General features: G+C 40.5%; 25 protein-coding genes and 1 pseudogene. 8 read left to right on the top strand and 18 right to left on the bottom strand.

All coding sequences use genetic code 11. The features are described from left to right. Nucleotides 1–19 precede the first annotated feature (19 nt). Nucleotides 20–403: a gamma-glutamylcyclotransferase family protein gene (locus EIZ39_RS15750; protein WP_129200937.1), complete on the top strand. Its 384-nt coding sequence runs from the start codon at nt 20–22 to the stop codon at nt 401–403. A 79-nt stretch (nt 404–482) separates the two neighbouring features. Here EIZ39_RS15750 and EIZ39_RS15745 read toward each other — a convergent pair whose 3' ends face one another. Continuing rightward, nucleotides 483–1505, bottom strand: a complete 1023-nt coding sequence (locus EIZ39_RS15745) for a DUF1646 family protein (protein ID WP_129200936.1) — start codon at nt 1503–1505, stop codon at nt 483–485. A 166-nt stretch (nt 1506–1671) separates the two neighbouring features. On the opposite strand from EIZ39_RS15745, the gene EIZ39_RS15740 reads away from it, so the two are divergent. Continuing rightward, entirely contained in the window at nt 1672–2001 is a 330-nt protein-coding gene (locus tag EIZ39_RS15740) for a DUF1904 family protein (protein WP_129200935.1), read from the top strand. Nucleotides 2002–2109: 108 nt separating this feature from the next. On the opposite strand, the gene EIZ39_RS15735 is transcribed toward EIZ39_RS15740, so the two are convergent. Further along, nucleotides 2110–3030 carry an aldo/keto reductase gene (locus tag EIZ39_RS15735; RefSeq protein WP_129200934.1) on the bottom strand — a complete coding sequence of 307 codons (921 nt, stop codon included), beginning with the start codon at nt 3028–3030 and terminating at the stop codon, nt 2110–2112. A 142-nt stretch (nt 3031–3172) separates the two neighbouring features. Then, nucleotides 3173–3364 carry a YjfB family protein gene (locus EIZ39_RS15730; protein ID WP_129200933.1) on the bottom strand — a complete coding sequence of 64 codons (192 nt, stop codon included), beginning with the start codon at nt 3362–3364 and terminating at the stop codon, nt 3173–3175. Nucleotides 3365–3535: 171 nt separating this feature from the next. On the opposite strand from EIZ39_RS15730, the gene EIZ39_RS15725 reads away from it, so the two are divergent. Further along, entirely contained in the window at nt 3536–4600 is a 1065-nt protein-coding gene (locus EIZ39_RS15725) for an ABC transporter substrate-binding protein (RefSeq protein ID WP_129200932.1), read from the top strand. 37 nt (nt 4601–4637) lie between these two features. On the opposite strand, the gene EIZ39_RS15720 is transcribed toward EIZ39_RS15725, so the two are convergent. The 8 genes from EIZ39_RS15720 to EIZ39_RS27755 all read right to left on the bottom strand — a co-directional run bounded on the left by EIZ39_RS15720 (nt 4638) and on the right by EIZ39_RS27755 (nt 12765). Beyond that, entirely contained in the window at nt 4638–5762 is a 1125-nt protein-coding gene (locus EIZ39_RS15720) for a histidine kinase N-terminal domain-containing protein (RefSeq protein ID WP_129200931.1), read from the bottom strand. Between the two features lie 148 nt (nt 5763–5910). Beyond that, nucleotides 5911–6579 carry an aspartate/glutamate racemase family protein gene (locus EIZ39_RS15715; RefSeq protein ID WP_129200930.1) on the bottom strand — a complete coding sequence of 223 codons (669 nt, stop codon included), beginning with the start codon at nt 6577–6579 and terminating at the stop codon, nt 5911–5913. 21 nt (nt 6580–6600) lie between these two features. Next, nucleotides 6601–7953, bottom strand: coding sequence for a TRAP transporter large permease subunit (locus tag EIZ39_RS15710; RefSeq protein ID WP_129200929.1), 1353 nt, complete (start codon nt 7951–7953; stop codon nt 6601–6603). Nucleotides 7954–7998: 45 nt separating this feature from the next. After that, complete coding sequence (locus tag EIZ39_RS15705; RefSeq protein WP_129200928.1) at nt 7999–9171, bottom strand: NAD(P)/FAD-dependent oxidoreductase; 1173 nt, start codon at nt 9169–9171, stop codon at nt 7999–8001. Between the two features lie 25 nt (nt 9172–9196). After that, the gene (locus tag EIZ39_RS15700) at nt 9197–10882 is read right to left on the bottom strand and encodes a sigma-54 interaction domain-containing protein (protein ID WP_129200927.1); all 1686 of its coding nucleotides are present in this window, start codon (nt 10880–10882) and stop codon (nt 9197–9199) included. Nucleotides 10883–10973: 91 nt separating this feature from the next. Beyond that, the gene (locus EIZ39_RS15695; RefSeq protein ID WP_129200926.1) at nt 10974–12191 is read right to left on the bottom strand and encodes an NAD(P)/FAD-dependent oxidoreductase; all 1218 of its coding nucleotides are present in this window, start codon (nt 12189–12191) and stop codon (nt 10974–10976) included. Next, nucleotides 12188–12490 carry a (2Fe-2S)-binding protein gene (locus EIZ39_RS15690; protein WP_129200925.1) on the bottom strand — a complete coding sequence of 101 codons (303 nt, stop codon included), beginning with the start codon at nt 12488–12490 and terminating at the stop codon, nt 12188–12190. The genes EIZ39_RS15695 and EIZ39_RS15690 overlap by 4 nt, the downstream gene beginning before the upstream one ends. After that, complete coding sequence (locus EIZ39_RS27755; protein WP_129200924.1) at nt 12487–12765, bottom strand: (2Fe-2S)-binding protein; 279 nt, start codon at nt 12763–12765, stop codon at nt 12487–12489. Before EIZ39_RS27755 ends, EIZ39_RS15690 begins: the two co-directional genes overlap by 4 nt. Nucleotides 12766–13026: 261 nt before the next feature. On the opposite strand from EIZ39_RS27755, the gene EIZ39_RS15680 reads away from it, so the two are divergent. Continuing rightward, on the top strand, nt 13027–14022 hold the full coding sequence (locus EIZ39_RS15680) for an NAD(P)/FAD-dependent oxidoreductase (protein ID WP_129200923.1): 996 nt from the start codon (nt 13027–13029) through the stop codon (nt 14020–14022). A 62-nt stretch (nt 14023–14084) separates the two neighbouring features. Continuing rightward, nucleotides 14085–15470, top strand: coding sequence for a protoporphyrinogen oxidase (locus EIZ39_RS15675; protein ID WP_129200922.1), 1386 nt, complete (start codon nt 14085–14087; stop codon nt 15468–15470). A gap of 63 nt (nt 15471–15533) precedes the next feature. Here the strand turns inward: EIZ39_RS15675 and EIZ39_RS15670 are convergent, their stop codons facing one another. The 5 genes and pseudogenes from EIZ39_RS15670 to EIZ39_RS15650 form a co-directional block, all read right to left on the bottom strand. Next, nucleotides 15534–16292, bottom strand: a complete 759-nt coding sequence (locus EIZ39_RS15670; protein ID WP_129200921.1) for an SDR family NAD(P)-dependent oxidoreductase — start codon at nt 16290–16292, stop codon at nt 15534–15536. Nucleotides 16293–16473: 181 nt separating this feature from the next. Continuing rightward, the gene (locus EIZ39_RS15665) at nt 16474–16962 is read right to left on the bottom strand and encodes a GNAT family N-acetyltransferase (RefSeq protein ID WP_129200920.1); all 489 of its coding nucleotides are present in this window, start codon (nt 16960–16962) and stop codon (nt 16474–16476) included. 41 nt (nt 16963–17003) lie between these two features. After that, entirely contained in the window at nt 17004–17597 is a 594-nt protein-coding gene (locus EIZ39_RS15660) for a hypothetical protein (RefSeq protein ID WP_129200919.1), read from the bottom strand. Nucleotides 17598–17652: 55 nt separating this feature from the next. Then, entirely contained in the window at nt 17653–18630 is a 978-nt protein-coding gene (locus EIZ39_RS15655; RefSeq protein WP_129200918.1) for a quinone oxidoreductase family protein, read from the bottom strand. Between the two features lie 86 nt (nt 18631–18716). Continuing rightward, nucleotides 18717–18854, bottom strand: a pseudogene (locus EIZ39_RS15650) (EAL domain-containing protein); the annotation flags it as partial. Between the two features lie 202 nt (nt 18855–19056). On the opposite strand from EIZ39_RS15650, the gene EIZ39_RS15645 reads away from it, so the two are divergent. The 3 genes from EIZ39_RS15645 to EIZ39_RS15635 are packed head-to-tail and all read left to right on the top strand — an operon-like array spanning nt 19057 to nt 21189. Then, entirely contained in the window at nt 19057–19689 is a 633-nt protein-coding gene (locus EIZ39_RS15645) for a 5-bromo-4-chloroindolyl phosphate hydrolysis family protein (protein WP_129200917.1), read from the top strand. An 8-nt stretch (nt 19690–19697) separates the two neighbouring features. After that, entirely contained in the window at nt 19698–20852 is a 1155-nt protein-coding gene (locus tag EIZ39_RS15640; RefSeq protein ID WP_129200916.1) for a toxic anion resistance protein, read from the top strand. Between the two features lie 25 nt (nt 20853–20877). Next, complete coding sequence (locus EIZ39_RS15635) at nt 20878–21189, top strand: hypothetical protein (protein ID WP_129200915.1); 312 nt, start codon at nt 20878–20880, stop codon at nt 21187–21189. Here EIZ39_RS15635 and EIZ39_RS15630 read toward each other — a convergent pair. Together EIZ39_RS15630 and EIZ39_RS15625 are read right to left on the bottom strand one after the other, a co-directional pair. Next, complete coding sequence (locus EIZ39_RS15630) at nt 21089–22297, bottom strand: S-layer homology domain-containing protein (protein ID WP_129200914.1); 1209 nt, start codon at nt 22295–22297, stop codon at nt 21089–21091. The two genes, EIZ39_RS15635 and EIZ39_RS15630, sit on opposite strands and share 101 nt — an antisense overlap. 134 nt (nt 22298–22431) lie before the next feature. Continuing rightward, entirely contained in the window at nt 22432–23721 is a 1290-nt protein-coding gene (locus tag EIZ39_RS15625; protein WP_255433974.1) for a Na+/H+ antiporter family protein, read from the bottom strand. Nucleotides 23722–23880: the final 159 nt, after the last annotated feature.

Below are 23880 nucleotides of genomic sequence, written 5' to 3'. Positions count from 1 at the left end.
GAACGAGAGGTGAAAGATTATGACCAAGCATCTGGTATTTGTCTATGGAACCTTATTATCCGGTCAATCTAATCATCATTGGCTTGATGGTGCGCGGTGTATGGCAAGTGAAGCTTGGACGTTTGGAGAATTGGTGGATGTTGGTGCCTATCCTGCCCTTGTTCTAGGTGGAACCAAAAAAGTTACTGGAGAACTGTATCAGGTTGATGGTGAGAAATTAAAACAGCTCGATATCCTAGAAGATTATCAAGTTGAGGGTCAGGAAAATGAGTACGAAAGAATCCGTGAAACTGTTTATACTGATCAAGGGACACAAGAGGCTTGGGTATACGTGTATACTGAGGAAAGGGCGACTTCTTGCCCTGCCATCGATGGGGGAGATTGGCGAAAACATTTGCGTTGATGGAATCAGTGTTCGAAAAAATCGATATGGGACAAAAAAAGCCGATTTCTCACCAAGTAGAGGTGGAAACCGGCTTAAATTATCTAGACGTTAAGAGAAAAGCAAAGAAAAAAACAAGCATCATAACAAGTCCTAAGGGGAATCCAAACATGGCCCATTCTTTACTAGATATTTGCAATTTATTAGCAGCAATGATGTTCGGAATATTACCTGGAATCATCATCCCTCCGCTCATAAGTAAACCAATTAAGATGGAACGAATGGTGATATGATTCATGGCTGGACTAACTTCCGCAGCCGTAAGTGTGGCATTATCTAATACTGCTGAAATCATATTAATCCAGTATAGGAACTTAGAATTTAGATCTAGAAAATATTGATTAATTAATGGCTCAAAGCCTGCCCCAAGAAAAGTAAGACCAGCTATAAAGAAGTAAATCTTTAGGGAACGAACAAGGATTTCTTCATAAGTTTCACTGCTTCGCTCAACACGCATTGTTCTTTTTCCTATTTTAGGTGGACTTACGAGTAAGGCAGCTAGCGTACCGAAGATTAAGAGTGCGGCGAAAACCTCAGGCCCGATTAATCTTACTAGGAAGAAAAAGTCTTCATTTAATTTACTAATAGCAATAGTAGATAGAGGTTCTCCTAGTGGTGTTAAGGCAGCACCTAAACCAATGGAAAAACAGGACAAGATGACAAACCGAATTTCTGACTGGCGATCTAGATGCAATGTGGTAACAATAAGGACCAATACAAGGGCAGCAATTATAGCTGTAATGACACTCGATACTAAGCCTAATACAATGGTTACCGAACCAATAAAAATGGGATAGGGCATTTTACGACTAAGGCTTCTTATTGATTTCTCTAGAGGTTCTTGATACCACCTAAATAACAAACCAGCTAGTAAGACGGTAAGCGAAATGTAGATTGGATCCATTGCCGCTTTGACAAATAAGCTTGTATTCCACACGCCGCTAATGATGGCAGCAAGGAATCCCATAATAAACAAAAACATCTCAAGATTTTTCTCTACAGGTTTCAACAGTAAAGGCAAGAAAAAAACGAGAAGCAAGATGCTAACGAGTCCTATGATCATGTTCAACCTTCTTCACTTTCATATTTCCTTACGATATCATCACTGATAATTGGATATTTCATTTATATGAGCCTATGCGGACAATCTTTCCTCTTTCCCTCATTTGTGATAATATTTCGTACAGAAACTTGCGTGATCACTTATTTCTATAGAAAGGAATATATGTATGCCGTTCCTCCGATTTTCTGGATTTCTAAAAGAGGATTTAGCTCCACTCATCCCTGACATCGTTCGCAATTTTGCCAAGGAGGCCGAGGTAGAGGAGGAGATCGTAAAAGTAGAGCTTGTATCATCAACTTACTTAACAGATATGCCTTCCTATGTAGAAATCCTTATGTTTCAAAGGGTTCAGGAAAAACATGATCGCATTGTAACCACACTTGACGCTCTACTTGTAGAAAATGGCTTTGAACAAGTCCATATATATTTCGTTATTCTATCCCCGCATCTTTACTACAAAAAAGGGAAGCCGTTAACAGGCTATCTGATTAAGTAAAATAGAATAACGACAGTGAAAAAGAGGGTCCCCCGGCAGTCTGTATTAGACTCCCTGGGGAACCCTCTATAAGTTTATCATGATATATCTAAGTAGCCCGAAATTCGATTACAATTCTGCAGTTTGCGGATGATTCAAATGGACTAGTTCAGTAGCCTTTGCATTAGCGATTACCTGCTCTGGACTTTTACACCCTGGAATAACCATGGTGACTGCAGGATGACGTAAACACCAGGATAAGGCCCATTGTGACATGTCTATTCCTTCTGGAACTTCTGTTTTCTTTATGATTTCAACCTCTTCTAACTTTCGCTTAACATCTTCTGGATTATGCCTTATTCGAACATCATTTTCGCCGAAAGTAGTACCAGGTGCATATTTGCCACTTAAGTACCCACTAGCAAGGGGCACTCTTGCCAATACCCCCAAATCGTACTCTATACATAAAGGCAATGCTCGGTCTTCTGGTTCAAGAGTTAATCGATTGTATTCCAATTGTACAGTTTCGACCGGTAAAGTACGTGATAACTTAATCTGGTACTCATGGTCAAACGTTTTTCCTATCGATATTCCAAGATGTTTGATCTTTCCGGCTTGTACTTGTTTATCTAATGCTGTCCATAATTCATCATTTGTAAGAGCGTCATCAGGCCCAGAATGGAATTGATAAAGGTCGATATAGTCGGTCTGTAGAGCTTTTAATGAAGCTTCTAATTGCTCAATAGTACCTTTAGCCGAATAGTCCCCAGTTCGGTTCATCATTCCGTGAAAGTGATGTCCAAATTTCGTGGCAAGAATCCAGTCTGTTCGATCCTTCTTAATAGATTGTCCTATTAATTTTTCGGAGAGGTGATCCCCGTAGCATTCTGCAGTATCAATAAAATTAATTCCAGCCTCTTTACTCGTCTCTAAGATCTCATCTACTTCCTTTTGGGAAAAATCTTTTCCCCATTCGCCACCAAACTGCCATGTGCCAAGTCCTACTATAGAAACTTTTAAGCCGGTTTTACCTAATCTTCTATATTTCATCCGTGCCCCTCCATTCCATCTAAATTATAAGATAAGCTTATCCTCTTCTTTAATCGAACGCAAACTCGCTAGAACAGACAAAAACCTGACAAATGCTATTGCCAGGTTTTTTCTTAAGACTTGTCTCGGTCAATGTTCGGTATTAGATTGAAATATCAAGCTTTGAACCAAGATGAGGGTGGGTAGCAGCTGGAACCTGAGAGTCTTTCAACATATCAATGATTTGTGCTGTATTCTCATTCTGGGTGCCAATGGCTTGCTTCATTAATGCCAGACTAACATTTTGCTTTAACTGAGATTGGTTCATTGCCATGGATAGACCTGGAATATCCATATGTAACCTCCTTGACCAACTTTAGTATTATTTTACCATAAAAAGTCCGCGTAAGTGGAATGGATAAATATACTGAAAATATAAAGTTTTGTGGATAAATATATTGTTAATATTGTTAATTATTGATATTCTTAAGGTGGCAGTAGAAAAATATTTCCAGGGGGTAAGACGATGAGTCGAAAAGGTATATGGAGTAAGGCTTTTACAGGTTTATTTGGCATTCTCTTAGCGACATCGCTAACGGCTTGTGGCGGGAGTACCACTCAAGAACCCGCTGCGCCAACAACTACGGAACCACAAAAAACAGAAACCGCTGCACCAGCACCAGCTGAACCTGCGAAGACATTCAAGATTGGAGTTACCCAAATTGTGGAACATCCGGCGCTCGATGCAGCGAGGAAGGGATTTGTCGACTACTTAAATGAAAATGGATTCAAGGAAGGCGAGCAAGTGACGTACGATTTCCAAAGTGCACAGGGAAGTCAAGATACGGCTATGACGATTTCACAGAAGTTCGTTGCGGATAAAGTGGACATGATTTTGGCGATTGCAACTCCAACGGCCCAATCAGCAGCTCAAGCAACTAAAGATATTCCAATCCTGATTACAGCAGTTACGGATCCCGTTTCTGCAAAAATTGTAGCATCAAGTGAAAAGCCTGGTGCCAATGTAACAGGGACTTCTGACATGAATCCAATTAAAGAACAATTAGAACTTATAAAGGAAGTTGTTCCAACTGCAAAAAAGGTGGGAGTACTATATAATTCTGGTGAGGCTAACTCAGTAGTACAAGTGGATATTGCGAAGAGTATTGCTCCAGACCTAGGACTTGAATTAGTTGAACGAGCTGTAACGAATAGTTCTGAAGTGAAGCAAGCGGCAGAGTCGTTCTCAGGGATTGATGCCATCTATGTTCCGGGTGACAATACCGTTGTATCTGCGATTGACACCGTCTTGATGGTAGGTGAGCAGACGAAAATTCCCGTATTTGCAGCTGAAGGGGAATCCGTGAAGAATGGAGCATTAATGACTTATGGCCTTGATTATTATCACTTGGGACGTCAGACGGGAGAGATGGCTGTAAAGATTTTAAAGGGTGAAGCTAAGCCTGGTGATATGCCAATTGAAACCCAAAAAGACTTACAATTGATTCTTAACTTAAAGGCAGCAGAGCGCTTCGGTGTCGAGATTCCTGCATCCGTTTTGGAGCGTGCTAATGAGAAAATCGATAAATAAAGGTAAAAAACCCCACGTCATGTGGGGTTTTTGGTGTTTAATTAGTAACGTTTCTTATGGGTATCATCATACGAAAATGAGTCCAGTTTTGATTCGATTCACAATGAAGAGTACCGTTATGTTCCTCGATAATTTTACGGCAGATATATAATCCAATCCCAGTTCCTAATTTTTTGGTAGAATAGAAAGGCTCAAATATAGAATGAATGGAGTGGGAAGGAATCATAGGGCCATTGTTTGAGATGGTTATAATTACCCTATCTTGTTCAATGTGTGATGCGATGTAGATCTTTTTTATGGACTGGTGTGATTCACTTAACGCATCTAAAGAGTTAATGAGAATGTTTATTAGTACTTGTCTGAATTCGTCACGATAACCGTAGAGATAAGAGTCGTCTACGATATCGCTCTCGATGGTCACGTCCGTACTAACGAGAATGGGGTAGATGAAATCCAATGTTTCCTCACATAGGTTCGGAATATGGATGTATTCCTTCTCTTTTTCCTTGGATTCTTTTCTTGAAGTAAGTAGAAACTGAGATATTCGGTACTTTAGTTGATCGAGTTCACTATCAATAATGTCTAGGTATTCAATTGTACCGTATTTTTCCCGGAGAAGCTTAATGAAACCAATAACCGAAGTAAGAGGGTTGCGAAATTCATGAACAAAGCTCGAGGACATTTGACCTAATATGGTTAAACGATCCTTGTGCGTCTGTTCTATAAAAAAGGATTGTTCCTCTAAACGTTTATCTTTTAATTCTGTGTAACGTTGTACAGCTAGGTGCAAGAATTTATCGAAGTAAAAATTGATCTTATTCATCATGGGATGAAGTTCTTCAATTGACAACCCTGTCTGGGGAAGGGTATTAAGTATTTCGCTACGACCTAGACTGACATTATAAACGAAATCGCCAATATTTACATTCGCTTCAAGCCGTTCACTAGCAACCTTAAAGGCAAGTAGTTTTATTTCATCTTCATTTGTTTGGTTGTTTAAACAAGACAATATTAGGTAGAGCATTGAGAAACCGTTGCTTTTGACCTCTTCTTTATATGGATCATGAATAGAGACAACTACTTTCTCCATCCAATGATTAATGATTAGATCTTGGTTCAGTCGTATGTAAGAAATAACACGATCTTCTAGAGGATTGGACATAAACCATACCTCCTTCTTTACAGATTATACGAATATATTATTATAGGGATTCATAAAAAGATAGTATACATTTATTGACAAATTTTGCGGAATAAATCAAAAGCAAAAATAAGGGAGAAACCTCCCTTATTTCTTACTAGAAACGTAATTAAGGTAATGACTCATAAACATACTTTGTAAGTGTAACGATATCAAACACTGGCAAACCAGTAGCTTTCTTTACAGATTCGCGATAGGGGGGCATATTGGTGCACTCGAAGACGTAGGCTTTGATCTCAGGATGATTTTGTTTAAGAGTTAAGGCTTGCATTACCATTTCTCGTTCAATAGTTTGGCTATTATATTTACTAGATTCCTCCAGGATAGCGTTACGAAAAGCGGGCATCGCTTCCATTCCTTCAACGAAGACCGGAATGTGTGCTGCACATACGGCCTCAAAGTGTTTACGGGTTAAAGAAGATTTTGTAGCCGTTAACACACCGATTGGACCTCCTACAATAGAATGGACCAGTGGAATCTGCATTAGGCTGGATGAATAGAATGGGATCTCTACTTGCAGTGAGATTTCCTTTTGAAATAGGGATAAAAAGCCACAGCTGGTCGTGACAGCTTTAACACCTTGGCCTTGCATTTCTTTTATCCCCTTAATGAAGGGATCAATGAGCCGTGGATCGCCGTCATGTACAACTCTTTGTATACTAGCTCCCTTAATTTTTTTATATTGGACAAGGAACGGAAACGTACCTGGGTTCCCAATATCTCCATGAGGTCTGGTGATATCGATGTCTAACATTAACACGCCAATTTTTGGGTACATGACTCACTATTTCCCTCCACCTTAAATGAATAAAGCAATGAAACCTGCGATAAGAAAGTAAACGGAATTAGGAAGCGCTAAGAACATGACTTTCACAGGATCGACCTTTGTACTCAAGATCCCTCCAATTAATCCACAAACAACGAAGGCGGTTAGTCCCACAGGTGGCATATTTTGCCCTGCTGCAGCAATGTGGGACGCGCCAATTGCAATGTTAACCGGATTTACACCAAGATTCTCTAGAATCGGACCGAAGAAGGTTACGATGGTTGTTTGGGCTGCTGTTTGGGATCCGGTTAGCATACCGATAAGAGCCGTGGCTAAACCGCCCCCAATCTTTAATGTGGTCCCATGCAAGCCTTCAGCATAGGTTTTGACAATGTCAATAGCTCCTGTGGCATAAAAGATACCAATCATAAAACCAGCACTTAACTGGATTTGTACGGTTTGTTTGACTTTACCCAGTCCACCTGTAAATACTCCCTGTGTGTCTTTTCGGAAGACTAAGAATAGGTAACTGACGAAAGTAGCAACGAGTATAGCCATAACCACTTTAAATGTAAGTCCTTTTAGAATAGGTATATCTTTCAACGTATCAACAATAATAGCAAAAAATGGCCATTCACTAAAAATATCATATTTAAAACCGGAGTTAGCTACGATAATGAAAACAAGTACGAGAAGAGGAACTAAGGTATACCATTTTTGCTTCATGATTTGTAGGAAGGTCTTATCCGGGAGTAATTCAGCAGGGAGTTTTTTTCCTTTTACAAAACGAAAAGACTCAACAATAGCAAAAATTACACCTAGTCCTACCGTAAAATAGGCTACTTGAAGAACAGGACCAGGGTCTGTGTTTATTAAGGAGGCGGAAAGGAAGATTCCTTGAGAGATAGGTGGCATAATAGAACCTAGGGAGGCGCCTACGAGAATAATCATCCCAATTTGCTCCGGTTTTACCTTGAGCTCATGTAAGGAATTGATGACTAGAAATCCAATAACGGTCGCAGCAGCTATAGCGTCGCCAAGTAGTGAACCCGCAAGTACAAGGGTAAGGATAATAGCTGCGATTAACCCATTACTGGATTTGCCAAATACTGATCTCAAACTTAACAGTGTAGTATCCATCGTTCCAAGCTTCACTTGGGTTTCTGCATAAATACTGCCAAATATGGATAGCATGATGACCCACGCTAGGCGATCAATCCCGTCTATAGTCGCTTTGAGTATTTCTATTGGTCCAAGGCCACCAAGTATCGCTGCTACAAGACCTGCTGCAATCAGGCCAATCCGAATCTCACCCCCAATCTTGGGGATTTTAGGGATTAAAACAATAGCAAAAAGGATTAACATTGGAATAATAATGGTTAACATGTACTTCCTCCTTTTATTGTTCCATTTTTTTAAAACTTCAGTTAATTAGTTTGCCACTACAGGTTGAAATCGACTGAGTCTTAGATGGTCTAATAAATGGTTATAAGGGCCACCTCCGTCTAGTAAACAGCTTACCAAGTGTCCTGTGATGGGGGACAAAGCGATTCCATCACCTTCATGTCCAGCTGCGATATAGTATCCTGCTATTTCTGGGGCTCGATCAATAATGGGAAGGCCATCGCCTGTGAAAGGTCGGAAACCGACCATCGTACGGATGAGGCGAATGCTGCCAAGGGATGGAAAGATTCGACATGCATGTTGTGCGATACTTTCAAGTAACACTGGACCAACTTCTCGATTAAATCCCTTAAACTCTCTACTGCCTCCAATAAGCAGGTTTCCTGATTCTGTTTGTCCCAAGGAAAGTCCGATACCATAGGGATTGTCGTTCACGTTTGCCTCTTTGTGGAGATGCTTAGCTGTTATATATTGTGCGCAAAGGACGTTTCCTTTTAGGAAGGGGGCTACCTTCTCTGTAATAAGAATGACCCCGCGACGAGGTTGTATGGGGAGATCAATACCGACCATCTCGCTGATTTTCGGTGCAAAGGGTCCCCCTGCATTAATAACAGCTGCTGTAGCAATATCACCTTGAGTCGTGTGGACACAAGAAACCTGACCGTTTATTGTTGCGATCCCGGTTACTTCCGTATGGCTTATGATTTCTGCTCCGTTACTTTTAGCGGCTTTTACAAAGGCATAACTGAGCAGTAGGGGATTCACCTCTGCATCTTCACTTCCCCATGTTGCCCCAAGAATGTGGGGGGAGAGGTTCGGTTGCAAGGTAAGTGCTTCTTTTCGACTGAGAAGCTCGATAGGGATGTTTGCCTGTTGTTGTTCCTTCACGAACTTTTGCATAAATTCTAGCTGAGCCTCTGTTTCTATAACAATCATACCGCCACACTTTTGAAATTCGAAGGGGGTTTGCAATTCTTCCTCCAAGTTTTCGTAAACTTCACGACTAGCTTTGGCTAGCTCTAGATGAAACCCTGGTTTCTTCGATTGCAGAAAGACGGCTTTATCACAAGAACCAGAGGTGGCGGCACCGATTGCTCCTTTCTCAATGAGTATGGTTTTTCTTCCTTGTTGAGCAAGTCGAAAGGCGATAGAGGTCCCGATAACCCCACCCCCTATAACGACAACGTCTGCACTTTTCATATTTAGTCTCCTTGCTTAACGAAATTTAAGAATATTCTTTAAGTTTGTTATAAAGCGTTGCTAATGAGATACCGAGGGCACGAGCAGCCTTCTTCTTGCCTTCTAATGTTCTCCCGAACGTATCCAACGCCTTTATAAGATATAGTCTTTCAATATCACGAAGCGGCAAGATATCCGTTTCGGTTAAAGAGGAAGGAAGCCCATCTTCTAGATCATCGTGAAAAAAAGATCTATTAGGTAAATGTCTCTCAATTAAGGAGTCGGGGATCACGGACGAATTACTTTCATTCATCAAGCGTTCTAAAAAGTTTTCAAGCTCACGAATATTGCCCGGCCAGTGATATTTCGATAAGAGTTCTATTCCTTTTCGTGTAATCGTCATGGGACTTAGACCGACCCGTTGGCTTATTCGAACCAACAATCGCTCAACGAGTAGAGAAAGGTCTTGAATACGTTCCCGTAAAGGGGGGACTTCAATTCTAACTACGTTAAGTCGGTAGTACAAATCTTCGCGGAACCTTCCTTCTGCTACGAGTTTTTGCATATCTTGATTGGTCGCAGCGATCACTCGGACTTGAACTTGTATAGGGTCTAATCCTCCCACTCTCTCAAATTCCCTTGATTGAATAACACGTAACAACTTAGCTTGTAAGGGAAGGCTCATATCACCGATTTCGTCGAGAAAGAGAGTTCCTTCATGAGCGAGCTCAATTTTGCCTATTTTTTGTTTTACTGCGTGAGTAAAGGCCCCTTTTTCATAGCCAAATAATTCGCTTTCTAGGAGAGCTTCTGGTATGGCAGCACAATTGACGATGACGAAAGGCTTCTGATTAAAATCACTATGAGTATGAATAGAATGGGCAATGAGTTCTTTTCCTGTTCCGCTTTCACCTGTAATCAGGACAGTTGAACGAGTCCGTGAAGCTTTTTTTGCTGTTTCTATCATTTTGTTAACGGGCTTAGCTTCTCCCACAATATCTTGAAAGGAATAATGAGGAGCATGAAGGTTCCTTAGTTGATCATGAAGCTTCATGATCTCTTGATCACGATCTTTAATCTGCTGTGACAAATGTTTAATCTCAGTGACATCCTGAAAGGTGGTGATCGCACCTATAAGATTTCCGTCTACGAAAATGGGAGCGGCGTTAGAGATAACTTCTACGCCAGAACCTTGAACATTCGTTCGGTATCCTATCACTTCAGTCTGTGTACGCAGGGTTTGAACTAAAGCCCCATCAGGTGAGACGTCGAAAATACTCTTTCCAATTCTTTGTTCAGCAGATATGTTAGTGATTCTGGAGAAGGCAGGATTAATATATTGAACAGTCCCCTGTGCGTCAACGAATTGAACCCCTTCATGAGAGTACTTTAACATGGTCTGGAACCATTGTTTTTCCTGGAATGCAGTCTGTTGCTGCTGTTCTTGATCCATTAGCCGCTCAAGCACCCAGAACTGTTCGGGATGGATGACCATCGTATTCGTTTGCTGGTATACCTTGATAAAGGGTTCTAATGTAGTTTCCGTTAAGAGGATAACATCTAGTTTCTCTGTGAGGTTCGATGGAAGAGTTTGATGACCCACTTGGCGGTCATCACTGGGTGTCCATTCCCCTGTAATAGTGATAAATCCTTCTTTTGCCCATTTATTGAGCTGATCTGAGAATGGTTGATGGTGGCCCATAATCCATAGAGACAAAGGTTTCTTATTCATATTCACGTCCTCCAAGTAGCATTCCTATCCATTTATAGCAATGATAGTATAGTTATACTTGGAAATCTACTATGGACAAGTGATGATTCTTTCAGACCTGTATAAGATTTAACTGCCTCCATATTTCATCCATCTTTTTTCGTCCTTTCCCAATTTCTTTTAGAAACTGAATACTTGAGGCATCACGAACTTGGAGAACATGCTTCTTTGCCCGTTTTATCATTTCCTCTGACTCGTTACCGAGTAACCCAAGCTGAGAGGCGATAACAGTACCTGCTAATTCCCCCTGTGCCATGGCCACTTTAGCCCCTTCAATCCCTGTTATATTTCCAGCCACATACACACCTGGTTTAGTCGTTTCTAATAGAGAGCTATGTATAGGGACGTGACCTCCTAATTCAGGTAGATAGGTGAACTCGCATCCTACAGTAGCAGCTAATTCTGCTAGAGGATATAACCCTCCAGAGAGGCAAACGGCGTCTACTTCAATTTCTTCATAAGAATGATTAATTATTTTCCCATCTGGTGTGAGCTGAGCCAATTTTACCTTTTGAACACCATTCTCTCCTTCAATTTCAACTGCTGCCTTGCGTAAGAGGAGAGGGATATCCCAGACCTTCATTCCTTGTTTAGGGAAGAGGGTTGCTCCTAATCGTTGCATGGATTCATTAAATACTAATGACCCGGTGAATCTTAATAGAGGCGAGGGCGCTAAATGTGCTAACCGGCTAAGGTACCCGATCATTTCTGCAGGATGAGACTTTTCCTGGCTCAAGTCAGTTGGTGGAGAAAGGACGATTCCAACAACCTCTGCACCCGCCATTTTCATCTCCCTAGCAACAGTTAGGGACAGGACGTCTACTCCCACGACAAGTACCTTACTGCCGGGTTTAACTCGATAGTAATTTGTCATTAACTGTGCGGCTCCGATAGCCATTACCCCTGGAAGAGTCCATCCTGGGATAGGAATAGCGCGTTCTGCAGCACCGGTGGCCAATAACAAATAAGGGGCTTGGATCTCTCCGTATTTATTTGTTTGAACTCTCCATTGAGGGTAGACGCCCCATACCTCTGTTTGATTCATGACAGTTACACCTAGATTCAATGCCTTGTTAATCATATCTGATGCAATCTGTTTCCCAATCCACCATCCATGCTTAGGTTCTTCGTGTAGCTGACCCAATAATTTGCCACCAGCTATAGGATTTTCGTCAATGACAGTGACTTTGGCACCGAGTGAACTGGCTTTTATCGCGGCACTAAGACCAGCCGGTCCTGCTCCAATCACAATTATGTCTGTTTTTTTCATCGCAAGTTCGTTCCTTGGGAAGTTATTTTCATATTTTCTTCAACAGAAGTAATACAAGCTCGAACACTTGGCACTTCATCTACAGTGACCCGACATTCGTAGCAATGCCCAATCCCACAGTAGATTCCACGGGGTTCAAGATTTTTCTCTGAATATCGTAGAGTGCGTATGTTATTTGCGAGTAAAGCGGCTGCAATGGAGTCTCCTTTTAAGGCGGAGTATACATTACCGTCAAATTGAAAATAAACCTCCTCTTCGTTATTCAGGCGACCCAGTACAGGATGATCAACGATTCTCATTTTTCTCCCTCCTTGGATATCTGGCATAAATCTGCTAGCCTTATAGGACGAGTGGGGGATTGATGAGTTAAATGACTAAAATTTGGTACGGGTTGTTTAGTATGTATGGACGTAAGCGAGTCAATTAATGGTCTACAGGTACGACCTTGACAAATTCCCATTCCTGCGCGAGTCCATAGTTTTATTTCCTTTGAAGTTCTTGCACCATCTTGTATCGCATTCATTATAGATGTGTAATTTACTTCTTCGCACCGACAGATGGTGTGATCTCTCATACTAATACGCCCTTTCCCTTGATATTCATGAATTGTTCACTTATCTTTTAAGCAAGGTTCGTGCCATAATAGCAATAGCTTAATTGGACTAGGATGCTCGGGTTTTGGTTGGAATAAGGGATTGTGATTTATTCTAAAATTTAGAACTCTGTCGTTTACTAGGAATTATATACTTGAGGACGCACCATAGGAACGAATTATTCTCAAATTCTAAAAGTTATAACATTCTAAAAATTAGAATGTTATTTTAGGGGGTTGAAAATGAAGATTCAGTCTTATTCCATCGTGATTGTTGGTGCAGGTTTGTCGGGTATGATGGCTGCCCGTACATTGCAAGCACAAGGATTTGAAGACTTGCTTCTTTTGGAATCTGCTTCTGTTGTCGGAGGGCGTATGGCTTCTAAAACAGTGGGAGAAGGTAAGTTTGATTATGGGGCACAATTTTTTACTATTCGTTCTATGCTTCTGAAAGAGCAGGCAAATGAATGGCTGAAAAAAGGGTGGATTAAACATTGGTTCGGTGAACCCTATGGTAGATACACCAGTGTAGATGGAATGTGCAACTTAGCTGTAAGGATATCGGAAGGTTTACCGATAAAGTTTGAAGCAGAGGTTTGCTCGATAGCCAAAATAAAGACCGGGTTTGAACTCACATTGTCATCGGGTCAAGTAATCATAGCGAAATCTCTTATACTTACAGCTCCCGCTCCTCAATTAAAGGTTATGTTAGAGAAGGAAATTGCTTTGGACTATGGTGAACTACCTTACTTATTAACACAAAGATTTTATCCGAGTTTAATTGCGGTCTTTCAATTAAAAAATCCTACAAGATGGGAATCTTCAGGTCACCTAGACGATGGTTTGCCAATAAACATTGAACGAATGGTGGATCACCAGCTTAAAGGGATTTCATCCATACCTACAGTTAGTGTGTATATGCGAGGCCCATGGTCAGAGGAATATTATGATAAGGCAGATGATGTGATCTGGCCAAGAATAATGGAACAAGTAGGTAAGCATATTCACCTTGAGGATATTATAAAAAAAGAGTTGATTAGATGGCGTTATGCAGAAGCTGCTAGTGTAGTAAGAAAGCCGTTTCTTGACGCTGGGCTTATCCATCCCTTACTGATTGCAGGTGACGCTTATCTTTCGCCTCAGGATCAAGCTGGTCGAACACGATTAGAGAGTGCTTTTTTGTCTGGGATCGCAGCGGGAGAGGAATTAGGGAGAAGGCTTCAAGACACGGTTGAGTAGAGTGAACAGTCCAGGTATATGTTATAGTCGAATAATGAAATGAAAATTGAGGTGTAGTTACTTTGAAAACTGTCGTCGTTATCGGTGGGGGAATCACCGGATTATCCACTATGTATTATTTGCAAAAGACGTTGAAAGCTCAAGCCTTAAAGGCTAGGTTAATCCTTATTGAATCCTGCGAGAGATTAGGTGGAAAAATCAAGACCGTACAAGAGGGAGAATTTATGATGGAGACGGGAGCCGACTCCATTGTCTCACGAAAGTCAAACGTGGCTCCTTTCTTAGAAGAGCTCAACCTTCAAGAAGACGTCGTCTATAATGCAACAGGTGTGTCTTTTATCCATGCGGATGGGGGCCTAAAGCAAATTCCTGAGGATAGTGTGTTTGGAATTCCATTAAGCATTGAATCTTTAGCAAAGAGTAACTTGGTTTCAGCGGAAGGAAAGGTTGAGGCATTAAAAGATTTTTATATAACGAATGATCGTTTTACCAAGAATGATTCCATTGGATTATTTTTGGAGAGCTTTCTTGGGAAGGAGCTCGTTGAGAAGCAAATTGCACCTGTGATATCTGGTGTTTACTCAGGAAAATTGGAGGATTTGACCATCGCTTCGACACTACCGTATTTATTGGATTATAAAAACGAATATGGGAGTATCATTCGGGGTCTCTCTGAGAATAAGAAAATATTCAAAGGGTCAGGGGATAAAAAGTTTTTATCTTTTAAACATGGTGTTTCCTCCCTCATAGATCGCTTAGAGGATGAGCTTTCCGAAGTAGAAATTTATAAAGGGGTAAAAGCAGAAGGCTTAGAAAAGGTAGGAAGTCATTATCGAATATCGTTAGATGATGAAAGGCAGTTAGATGCCGACTTCGTCGTCCTTAGCACCCTACATTCGGCCGCACAATCTCTTCTGCGTGATGAGGAGCTTGACAAGGATTTTAATCAACTAACGAATAGCTCCTTAATTAGTATTTACCTTGGTTTTGACATCCCTGACAGTCAGCTGCCAACAGACGGTACCGGCTTTATCGTTGCAGATAACAGTGACTTAGTTTGTAACGCCTGTACGTGGACAAGCCGGAAGTGGGAGCACACGTCCGAAAACCATCATTTGCTAGTCCGACTTTTTTATAAAAGCTCCATTCCTACTTACGGAGAGATGCAACAGATGACGCAAGAGGAACTTCTCCAAGTGGCTTTACAAGATATCAAAAAGAGCTTAGGCATTACAGGTAAACCGATAAAGTATGATGTAACCAAATGGCACGACACCATGCCTAACTACCACATTAAACATTATGAAATCGTTCAATCATTAGAAAAGAAAATGGCTGAGCGATATCCCCAGGTTATGTTGGCAGGTTGTTCGTATTACGGTGTAGGAATACCAGATTGTATTGCTAACGGTGAAAGAACGGCTCAAGAGATCGCAAAGTATCTTTAGCTCATAAGAAGTGCCGATCCAGAAAAAGCACAATCAAGTGCTGTTAGGATCGGCATTCTCTTTCTAAAAGTTACTCTTAGATTGACCACCATCAACGTTAAGTGTGGCTCCGATAATCCAGGAAGCTTTATCTGAAGCTAGGAATACGGCGACATTAGCTACTTCTTCTACGGTTCCAAAGCGTCCTGCGGGAATTTCTTCTTCTACGAATTTTAAAATTTGTTCAGGATTTTGGTCTAGACGCTTCTGCCAATTCCCTGAGGGATGTAGAATCGATCCAGGGGCGATCCCGTTAACTCGTATGCCATCAGATATCATCTCATTTGCAAAAGCCTTAGTAAAACTAATTAAGGCGGCCTTACTGTTGTTGTACGTAATTTTTCCTCCTGATTCTCGTCCAAAAATAGAGGATATATTGATGATGGAGCCTCCGCCAGTTTTTCTCATTTCCTGTGCTGCAAGTTGGCTGAAATGAACAGCGGAAAAATAATTTAATTGCATGGACTGTTCAAATAATGCCATATCTGTTTCCATAGCAGGTCCGCCATTGCTCCCCCCAACATTATTGATGAGGATATCCAGTCGTCCATAATCCTTTAAAACTGAATGGAAAACTTGCTCTCTATTAGAGGCCAGTGTAAGGTCACCCTGATAGATCCGAATATAGCCTAACTCAGTCTTTGCTATTTCAAGGTCTTGCAAGGATCGTGCTGCAATAGCCACAAGAGCTCCTTCTTCTAAAAAACTACGTGCAATCGCTTTCCCTATTCCCCTAGAACCTCCAGTGATGAGTACGACTTTCCCCGTTAATCCTAATTCCAATTGTAGAACCTCCTTTTTCGTAATGGATTCCTTTATTTTAACAAAAAAACCCATCATAATATAATGAAATTAACGTGTAAAAAGGAAGGATCCTATGCTTTAAGTAGAATAGGCTGTCCCGAAGTCAGCAATACCGATTGTAGGGTCAGCTTCCACTTAGGGTCAATAATTGCATTACAACCTATATTGGTAGATGAAGCACATACTGCTCACCAATTTCTCCCATTTTTCTACCTCCTCGGTCCGTAAAACCTGCCTTTAGATATAGCTGTTGTGCTGTTGTATTTTTACCGTTGACGACCAAGACAATTTCGTCAATCTCCGTAAAGTTTTTTATCACGAAGAGAGGCAGGGACAAAAGTGCAAGTTTGGCATAACCTTTTCCTTGTTCATTGTAGTTAATGGAGAATGCGGTTAAGAGTAATGCTCTAGGATTATCAGTATACTCCAGTACTCGTGGACCTGATTGTAATGCGAACATACCGACAGGTCTTCCTTGATCAAGAATAACAATAGGAATGCGAGTAGTGTCTTCCCTAGCTAATTGGAGTAAAACCTCCGGTAAGGCAGTAAACATCACTTGTTCTTTTGGTAGAGTAAAGGATAGTAGGGCAGGAAGATACGCCTCACAATAAAAGTCTAAATTAACGGTTGAGTTGATAACGGTCATTCAATACCTCATGGTTTTTATTTACAGTATATCTCTTTCTATTATCTTTGATAAGCTTCCCACTCTAAATCTACCATTAGATTTTTCCAGTAGGGATGTATTGTCCCTGACTTCAAGTATCTGTTCCAATATTGTTCATCCATTCCCTCAGGGGTTGCTCCTATCACATGCTTGCCTACAGTCAGGGCATAACGGTTTATACGATTGTGAAGGCGGTGTAGGTCTTCAAGTTGGGTATAATCTAGTAGGATAATATCCCCGACTGCATGATCCCTAACTATCCCCTCGAAAAAGACCTTATCTCGAACAGCTTCTAAACTAACTTTATTACTTAGCTGCGGCGAAAAAGAGTTCAGTGTTCCGCCTAGATACAACAAATCTTGTGATTCAACTGCGATATGGCGAAGGCAGTAATTTATTTCTTCTGCTTGTTCGTACGATATACTTTTCTTCTCCAAAACGTCCTCTAGTATTATCTTGCTCTTTAGGATCGAGGAGGATAAGGGTGATACCTTGTTGGCAATGTGATCTGCTAAGTAGCGTTCATAGGACCTGTTTTCAAGGTATAGGTAACCGTTTAAAAATAAACTGCCTACCATGAGAGTAGTGACAATGTATAACCATCTTCTATGCATAATATGGACTCCTTCTTAGGTGAAGACGATGGTTAAAGGAGAAAGCTTTACAAGTTTAGTCTATGTTTAATATTATCTTTCCTATATTTAACCTGTTTTCCATGAGATAATGTGCTTGAGCTGCTTCCGAAAGAGGAAATTCATGACCAACCTTTATCTTTAATTGCTTGCTGCTTAAGAAGGGGAGGATCTGTTCAGCGGTTTCTTTTAGTAAATAAGGTTTAAGCTTTCTCGTTGTCCCGAGACTAAAACCTAGAACAGAACGACAGGTTGAATGTAGTTCAGTAGTTTTTATGGTTCCGATGTCTCCGCTCGAATTTCCAAAATGAACGAGACGACCATATGGCGCAAGGCAATCTAAACTATTTTCCGTAACCTTCCCTGAGACAGAATCTAGAATAATATTCGCTCCTTTGCCCTCGGTTATTTCATTGACCTTTTGTGCAAAATCTTCCTGTTCATAACATATGACATAATCAGCTCCGCTTTCTTCTGCAATGACTCTCTTATTTTCACTGCCCACTGTTCCAATTACGAGGCTTGCTCCTAATAGTTTAGCTAGTTGCGTTGCAGTAGAACCTACTCCTCCGGCGGCAGCATGAATTAAAACGACATCACCAACTTCTATTCTTGCAACGTTAACTAGAAGCCTATGAGATAAAAAAGAAACAATAGGACATGCAGCAGCAGTGAGAAAATCAATATTATCAGGAATGGGAAACACAAGATCCGGTGAAGCAACAATGTATTCAGCATAAGAACCATTCATAGGAAAAGCGATGACGCGCTGTCCAGTGTAAAGACTCTCAACTTCTGAACCTAACTCATCAATATAGCCTGTAGCATCTAATCCAGGAATGAAAGGGAAGGAGGCTGCACCTTTCTTACCCATTCTAGACTTTATATCTGCAAAGTTTACACTGGTCTTTATTACTCGTATTCGCACCTCCTTAGGACCAACGGAGGGCATAGCAACCTCGCGATATTGCAATACCTCTGGTCCACCGGATTGTGTAATGACAACAGCTTTCATTTTTTCCCTCCTCATATCAATATGTTCAATTGTACTATAGATCACTTTATTTAGGAGATTTATCCATTACGGAAAGAGTATTAATACGTTTCAACCCCTTCAGCAATCAGATAAAGATTAAGGTTTTGTGCCATGTTGATAATTGTGGATACAATCGCCGCATTTTTTGGACAAGTTATATGTGTTATGAAGGAACGATCTATTTTAAGCCTATTTACTGTAAGATCCCCTTACAGATCCTTTGTTTTAAGCAAAACTCCATCTCAAGACTTAGATAAGCTAATTCCTTGGGCCATAGAAGGTATAGAGGTTTTAATGTATTGTTAGACTGAGTAAAAAATCATCTGTTTTTCACTGAATTTGAAACTTTAATTTTGTACCTCTCGTATAAAGAATTATTATGAATGAGTCAGGAGTAGATGGAAGATGCAATCATTGTTATCCTTTATTGCCCGCATATTAATCGCCATCCCTGTTGCAACGATAGCGTGGTTGATTAGTTTTTTGACTTTTGACTACACTTTTTGGATTTCTACAGCTATATCTGCTGGCGCAGGGTTGAGTTCTTATTGGCTTGGTTCCATGTACTTTCATTATCGTTTTTTAAAAAAACATCAAATATCACGAAAAGAATACCAATATATATCTAAGAATTTGGATGATGCAAAACGAAAAATTTATCGATTGCATAAAGCACTACTGTCCATTCGACATCTTCCGTCTTTTACGCAACGTATTGAGCTGTCACGGCTGACAAGAAAAATATATGGTTTAACAAAAAAAGAACCCAGACGATTTTATAAAGCTGAGCGTTTCTATTTCTCCTATTTGGATTCAGCTGTTGAGCTTTCTGAGAAATATGCCCTACTATCCAACCAGCCCAAGAGAAATCGGGAAGTGGAAGAAGCCTTAATTGAAACACGTCATATGTTAGGAGAAGTCAACCGATTAGTCGAAGAAAATTTATATCATGTTTTATCAGATGACATCGATCAGCTTCAATTTGAAATTGATGTGGCAAAACAAATGGTCAATAGAGACTCAACGAATAAGAGGTGAAAGTAGGAATGAATATGGATAATAAGAAATCCCTAAATATTATGGATGATTTATTAGCTGATCCGTTTGGCGAACAGGCAACAACTCCGTCTAGCCCATCCATACAGGAAAATAAACGAACAAGACTTATTGACGTAATCCCAGAAGAAAACCGAGCTAAGGTTTACCAACTTGCCGAACAGATTGATCCTCGTAATCATCAGGCTATGATCACTTATGGAACGCCGGCACAATCTAAGCTATTAGCATTCTCTGATACCATGCTCGAACATGTGCAAAAGAAGGATGTGGGTGAGATCGGAGAAATTATCAAAGATTTAATGAAAAGATTTAACGAAGTGAACCCTGATGATCTCAAACCTGAAAAACGTTCCTTTCTTTCTAGAGTTTTTGGTAAGCTTTCTGGATCCGTACAAGAGGTATTATCAAAATATCAGAAGACAGGGGCACAGATTGACCGAATCAGTGTAAAATTGGACCGTAGTAAAAAAGCATTGCTTTCTGATATTGATATGTTAGAGAAGCTATACGACAATAATAAAGAATACTTTCATACTTTAAATATTTATATTGCTGCAGGAGAATTAAAGCTGGATGAATTACATGAAAAAGTAATTCCTGCCTTAAAGAAGGAAGCAGAGACTTCAAAGGATGAAATGAAATTTCAAGAAGTTAAAGATATGCTTCAGTTTGCAGATCGACTGGATAAAAGGCTGTATGATCTTAAGTTGAGCAGGGAAATCACCGTACAAAGTGCTCCACAAATTAGATTAATTCAACACACAAACCAAGCCCTTGTGGAGAAGATTCAATCATCCATTATGACCGCTATACCACTGTGGAAAAATCAGATGGGCATTGCCTTAACTTTAGTCAGACAGAGGCACGCTGTCGAAGCACAGAAACAAGTTTCCAAAACAACCAATGAGTTGCTTCTGAAAAATGCAGAGATGCTCAAGACGAATACCATTGAAATTGCAAAAGAAAACGAACGCGGTCTAGTCGATATTGAGACTTTAAAAAAGACTCAAGAAAGTATCATTGCAACGCTAGAGGAGACGATTAGAATCCAAGAAGAAGGGCGAAACAAACGCCGGGATGCAGAAAATGAACTAGCTTCGATGGGCAACGACCTAAGGAACAAGTTATTGGAACTGAAATAAGATTTGCAGGCTTACGGAGGTAGAAATGAAGCAAGATATGCTGTTGGCACTAGATGAGTTATCTAAACAATGGGAAAGAAACCAACGTACTTCTATACTTGAAAATGCGGAAGATGAAGCGACCTATCTAGAACATAAATTTTATAAGTTTATTGATTGTTTTAAGATTTGGTTTCTTCAAGAACTCATGCCTATTTCTTTCGATGCTGCTCTTGAACATCCCGATATTCAATACATTATTGATCAACTTCCAAGTCCACTGTATCTTCCTTTTGAGAATGAACTAGATTTGCTTGTTGATGGTGTAGTCCAAGAGAATGATGAAAAGTATGATTAAAAGGAAATTGTACAAAAGAAAAAAGCGCCAAGAAGCGCTTTTTTCTTTTGTATTCGGGTTTATACCCTATTGTAATTTCTAGAATGTCATCAAATACAGGTCGTTTTAGAACGAAATATCGCTCATCATAGACCTTACTATAATAACGATCTAGTTTAGGATGTTTGTCAATGAGAGACCATGGAATAAAACGCAGATACATATCATGAATGGCTTCCTGATGAGAAGAAGGATAAAAATAGGTTAATACTTGTTCGGCTGCTTTGGTCTCCGCCTCAGTCTCCTTATAGAAGCGTAACGTCCATGTTCCATTCGGGACAATCTGCAATACCAAAGTCACATCTTCCGGTTTATCTGTTCCATAAGGATTAATGAAGATGGTTCTTGCTCCAAGATCCAGTAGGGCCTTTCCATTAAATTCAGGGGAGCTAACTAAAGCTTGGTGGGCTCTCTGAACAAATGGGTTAAGAATAGATTCTGTAACAGGCAAAGGTTGCAGGTTCCCTAAAGGTGAAATAGATTTGGGTCTTTGTTGCAATTCCTTAAGCCCTTTTTCCTTAGCATTTTTTAAAAATTGAACAGCTTCAGCCCGTGTAAGAGTATCGTCCCCACGGAATGATTCAAGATTTCTCACTCCTGCTTGCTTCCCATGTGCTAAGTTAATCGTTAATAGATATTGTACCGCTTGATCTCCTTGATAATGAACACCTTGGGAAGCGGCCAAGAACTCTGCGACTTGTCTTCTGTTAGGGTAGTTACTAAGAACATAGCCGGGGTAACCTAGCTCAGTAGCTTGTATGAGATACCCCATGGGCCATGGTTTACGTTCAATTGCACTCCAGTCTAATAATGGACTATCCTTCATCGTACGAAATAGCATCGTAATAAATTCACGTTCACGAAGGGTTTGATTCGGTCGGAATGTTCCATCCGGAAACCCTTTTACAATATCTTCTCTAACAGCCCAATCAATCGTTTCTTTTGCCCAATGATCCATCGTATCTGTAAAAGCAGATTGACTCTCTGCATGCCCAGTGGGGGAAAAGGGAAGCGATGTGAAAAGTACTGCAATGACAAGAATAGATTTCCATGACGATAGAAAATGCATTGTATTATATCTCCTTTAATAGAATTGATTTTATTGTATCACACGATTAAGAGAGAGATAGGGAGGGAGCTTTTGGGAAACATAAGAAAAAATAAGCGGAGAAAGAGATCCGCTTATTTTTCATTAGTTGTAAGTTACAAAAGAACGGCGGCTAACCAGCCAAACACAATTAAGGGAATATTATAATGAACAAATGTAGGTACACATGTGTCCCAGATGTGGTTATGCAACCCATCGACGTTTAAACCTGATGTAGGTCCTAGAGTGGAATCGGATGCCGGGGAGCCTGCATCTCCAAGCGCACCAGCGGTCCCTATGATGGCGGCAGTTGCTAATGGGGGAAAACCAAAAGCGGCACATAAAGGTACAAATAACGTAGCTAGAATGGGAATGGTCCCAAAAGAAGTTCCTATTCCCATCGTAATAAATAATCCGACAAGTAGCATGATTAACGCGGCTAGAGCCCGTTGATCACCGATGAGCTGTACAGCGGATGAAACAAGGTCATCAACAGCTCCAGTAGTTTTAATGACTTCTGAGTAGCCAGAAGCAGCAAGCATAACAAAACTAATAAAAGCCATCATTTTAACCCCTTGGAGAAACAGTTCATCTATGTCCCTCCACCGTATAACAGCTCCAATATACATGACAAGAAGCCCGGAGAGTGCTCCGAAGACCATGGAGTCCGTCCACAATTGAATTACCAATGCAATTACGATTGCTATCAAGGCCATCAGATGTTTTGAGGTAAAACGAATAGAATCCTCGTTATTCTCCGTTTGAATACTCCCACTGTACACTCGTGGTTTCCGATAAGTAAAGAAGAGGGCAAGGATTAGACCAACAACCATTCCTACGGCCGGAAGGATCATCGCTATTGGGATCATCGCTATTTCTATCTCCATACCGTTGGTTTTCATTTGCTCAGCGATAATCTGATGAAAAATGAGTCCAAATCCGATTGGAAGAGCGATATAGGGTGCTTTTAAGCCAAATGTCAAGGCCGATGCAACTGCTCTGCGATCAAGATTCAACCGATTAAATAAGGGTAGTAAGGGTGGTATAAGTAAAGGGATGAAAGCAATATGAACAGGTACGATGTTCTGTGAGGCTGATGCAATAGCAGCAAGAGCTATAAGAATAAAGCTTCGTTTACCGTTCAATAGGGTCAAAAGTTTGCTAACTAGCCATTGCGTAATCCCCGTTTGGGCGATTGTGACCGCTAGAGCTCCTAACAAGATATAACTTAAGGCAACGGAACCATTTCCACCCATTCCCTTTATAAACAAATCCAGCGTTTCCTGGACTCCCATTCCGGATAGTATTCCTCCGGTAAGTGCCGCGAACAGAAGTGCTAGAATGACATTAACCCTAAGCAAACAAAGGCTAAGCATTAAAATAACTGATATAACCAGTTCGTTCACAAGTTTTCCTCCTAGTAATTCTCGTTAACTCTCTACCACTTTAATTAATTAAAATGGCCAAGAAGAATTTTACTAGAGAGAAAATAGTTTGTCAACAAAACAAACAACAGATATAATAGGCACTCAATTCAGATGATTTTCTATAAGTATGTATTTTTT

Source organism: Ammoniphilus sp. CFH 90114 (assembly GCF_004123195.1).
Taxonomy (GTDB): Bacteria; Bacillota; Bacilli; order Aneurinibacillales; family RAOX-1; genus YIM-78166.
The sequence above is the reverse complement of the archived record's forward strand: the minus strand, read 5'-3'. Positions and strand labels throughout refer to the sequence as shown.

What these genes read in the sequence shown, in the direction of transcription:
- EIZ39_RS15665 (WP_129200920.1), bottom strand. Translation starts at nt 16,962, where the DNA reads ATGACCGTTATCAACTCAACCGTTAATTTAGACTTTTATTGTGAGGCG.
- EIZ39_RS15700 (WP_129200927.1), bottom strand. Translation starts at nt 10,882, where the DNA reads ATGAATAAGAAACCTTTGTCTCTATGGATTATGGGCCACCATCAACCA.
- EIZ39_RS15695 (WP_129200926.1), bottom strand. Translation starts at nt 12,191, where the DNA reads ATGAAAAAAACAGACATAATTGTGATTGGAGCAGGACCGGCTGGTCTT.
- EIZ39_RS15720 (WP_129200931.1), bottom strand. Translation starts at nt 5,762, where the DNA reads ATGTCCAATCCTCTAGAAGATCGTGTTATTTCTTACATACGACTGAAC.
- EIZ39_RS15640 (WP_129200916.1), top strand. Translation starts at nt 19,698, where the DNA reads ATGAATATGGATAATAAGAAATCCCTAAATATTATGGATGATTTATTA.
- EIZ39_RS15630 (WP_129200914.1), bottom strand. Translation starts at nt 22,297, where the DNA reads ATGCATTTTCTATCGTCATGGAAATCTATTCTTGTCATTGCAGTACTT.
- EIZ39_RS15655 (WP_129200918.1), bottom strand. Translation starts at nt 18,630, where the DNA reads ATGAAAGCTGTTGTCATTACACAATCCGGTGGACCAGAGGTATTGCAA.
- EIZ39_RS15740 (WP_129200935.1), top strand. Translation starts at nt 1,672, where the DNA reads ATGCCGTTCCTCCGATTTTCTGGATTTCTAAAAGAGGATTTAGCTCCA.
- EIZ39_RS15735 (WP_129200934.1), bottom strand. Translation starts at nt 3,030, where the DNA reads ATGAAATATAGAAGATTAGGTAAAACCGGCTTAAAAGTTTCTATAGTA.
- EIZ39_RS15635 (WP_129200915.1), top strand. Translation starts at nt 20,878, where the DNA reads ATGAAGCAAGATATGCTGTTGGCACTAGATGAGTTATCTAAACAATGG.
- EIZ39_RS15730 (WP_129200933.1), bottom strand. Translation starts at nt 3,364, where the DNA reads ATGGATATTCCAGGTCTATCCATGGCAATGAACCAATCTCAGTTAAAG.
- EIZ39_RS15645 (WP_129200917.1), top strand. Translation starts at nt 19,057, where the DNA reads ATGCAATCATTGTTATCCTTTATTGCCCGCATATTAATCGCCATCCCT.
- EIZ39_RS27755 (WP_129200924.1), bottom strand. Translation starts at nt 12,765, where the DNA reads ATGAGAGATCACACCATCTGTCGGTGCGAAGAAGTAAATTACACATCT.
- EIZ39_RS15680 (WP_129200923.1), top strand. Translation starts at nt 13,027, where the DNA reads ATGAAGATTCAGTCTTATTCCATCGTGATTGTTGGTGCAGGTTTGTCG.
- EIZ39_RS15750 (WP_129200937.1), top strand. Translation starts at nt 20, where the DNA reads ATGACCAAGCATCTGGTATTTGTCTATGGAACCTTATTATCCGGTCAA.
- EIZ39_RS15710 (WP_129200929.1), bottom strand. Translation starts at nt 7,953, where the DNA reads ATGTTAACCATTATTATTCCAATGTTAATCCTTTTTGCTATTGTTTTA.
- EIZ39_RS15660 (WP_129200919.1), bottom strand. Translation starts at nt 17,597, where the DNA reads ATGCATAGAAGATGGTTATACATTGTCACTACTCTCATGGTAGGCAGT.
- EIZ39_RS15690 (WP_129200925.1), bottom strand. Translation starts at nt 12,490, where the DNA reads ATGAGAATCGTTGATCATCCTGTACTGGGTCGCCTGAATAACGAAGAG.
- EIZ39_RS15705 (WP_129200928.1), bottom strand. Translation starts at nt 9,171, where the DNA reads ATGAAAAGTGCAGACGTTGTCGTTATAGGGGGTGGGGTTATCGGGACC.
- EIZ39_RS15715 (WP_129200930.1), bottom strand. Translation starts at nt 6,579, where the DNA reads ATGTACCCAAAAATTGGCGTGTTAATGTTAGACATCGATATCACCAGA.
- EIZ39_RS15745 (WP_129200936.1), bottom strand. Translation starts at nt 1,505, where the DNA reads ATGATCATAGGACTCGTTAGCATCTTGCTTCTCGTTTTTTTCTTGCCT.
- EIZ39_RS15725 (WP_129200932.1), top strand. Translation starts at nt 3,536, where the DNA reads ATGAGTCGAAAAGGTATATGGAGTAAGGCTTTTACAGGTTTATTTGGC.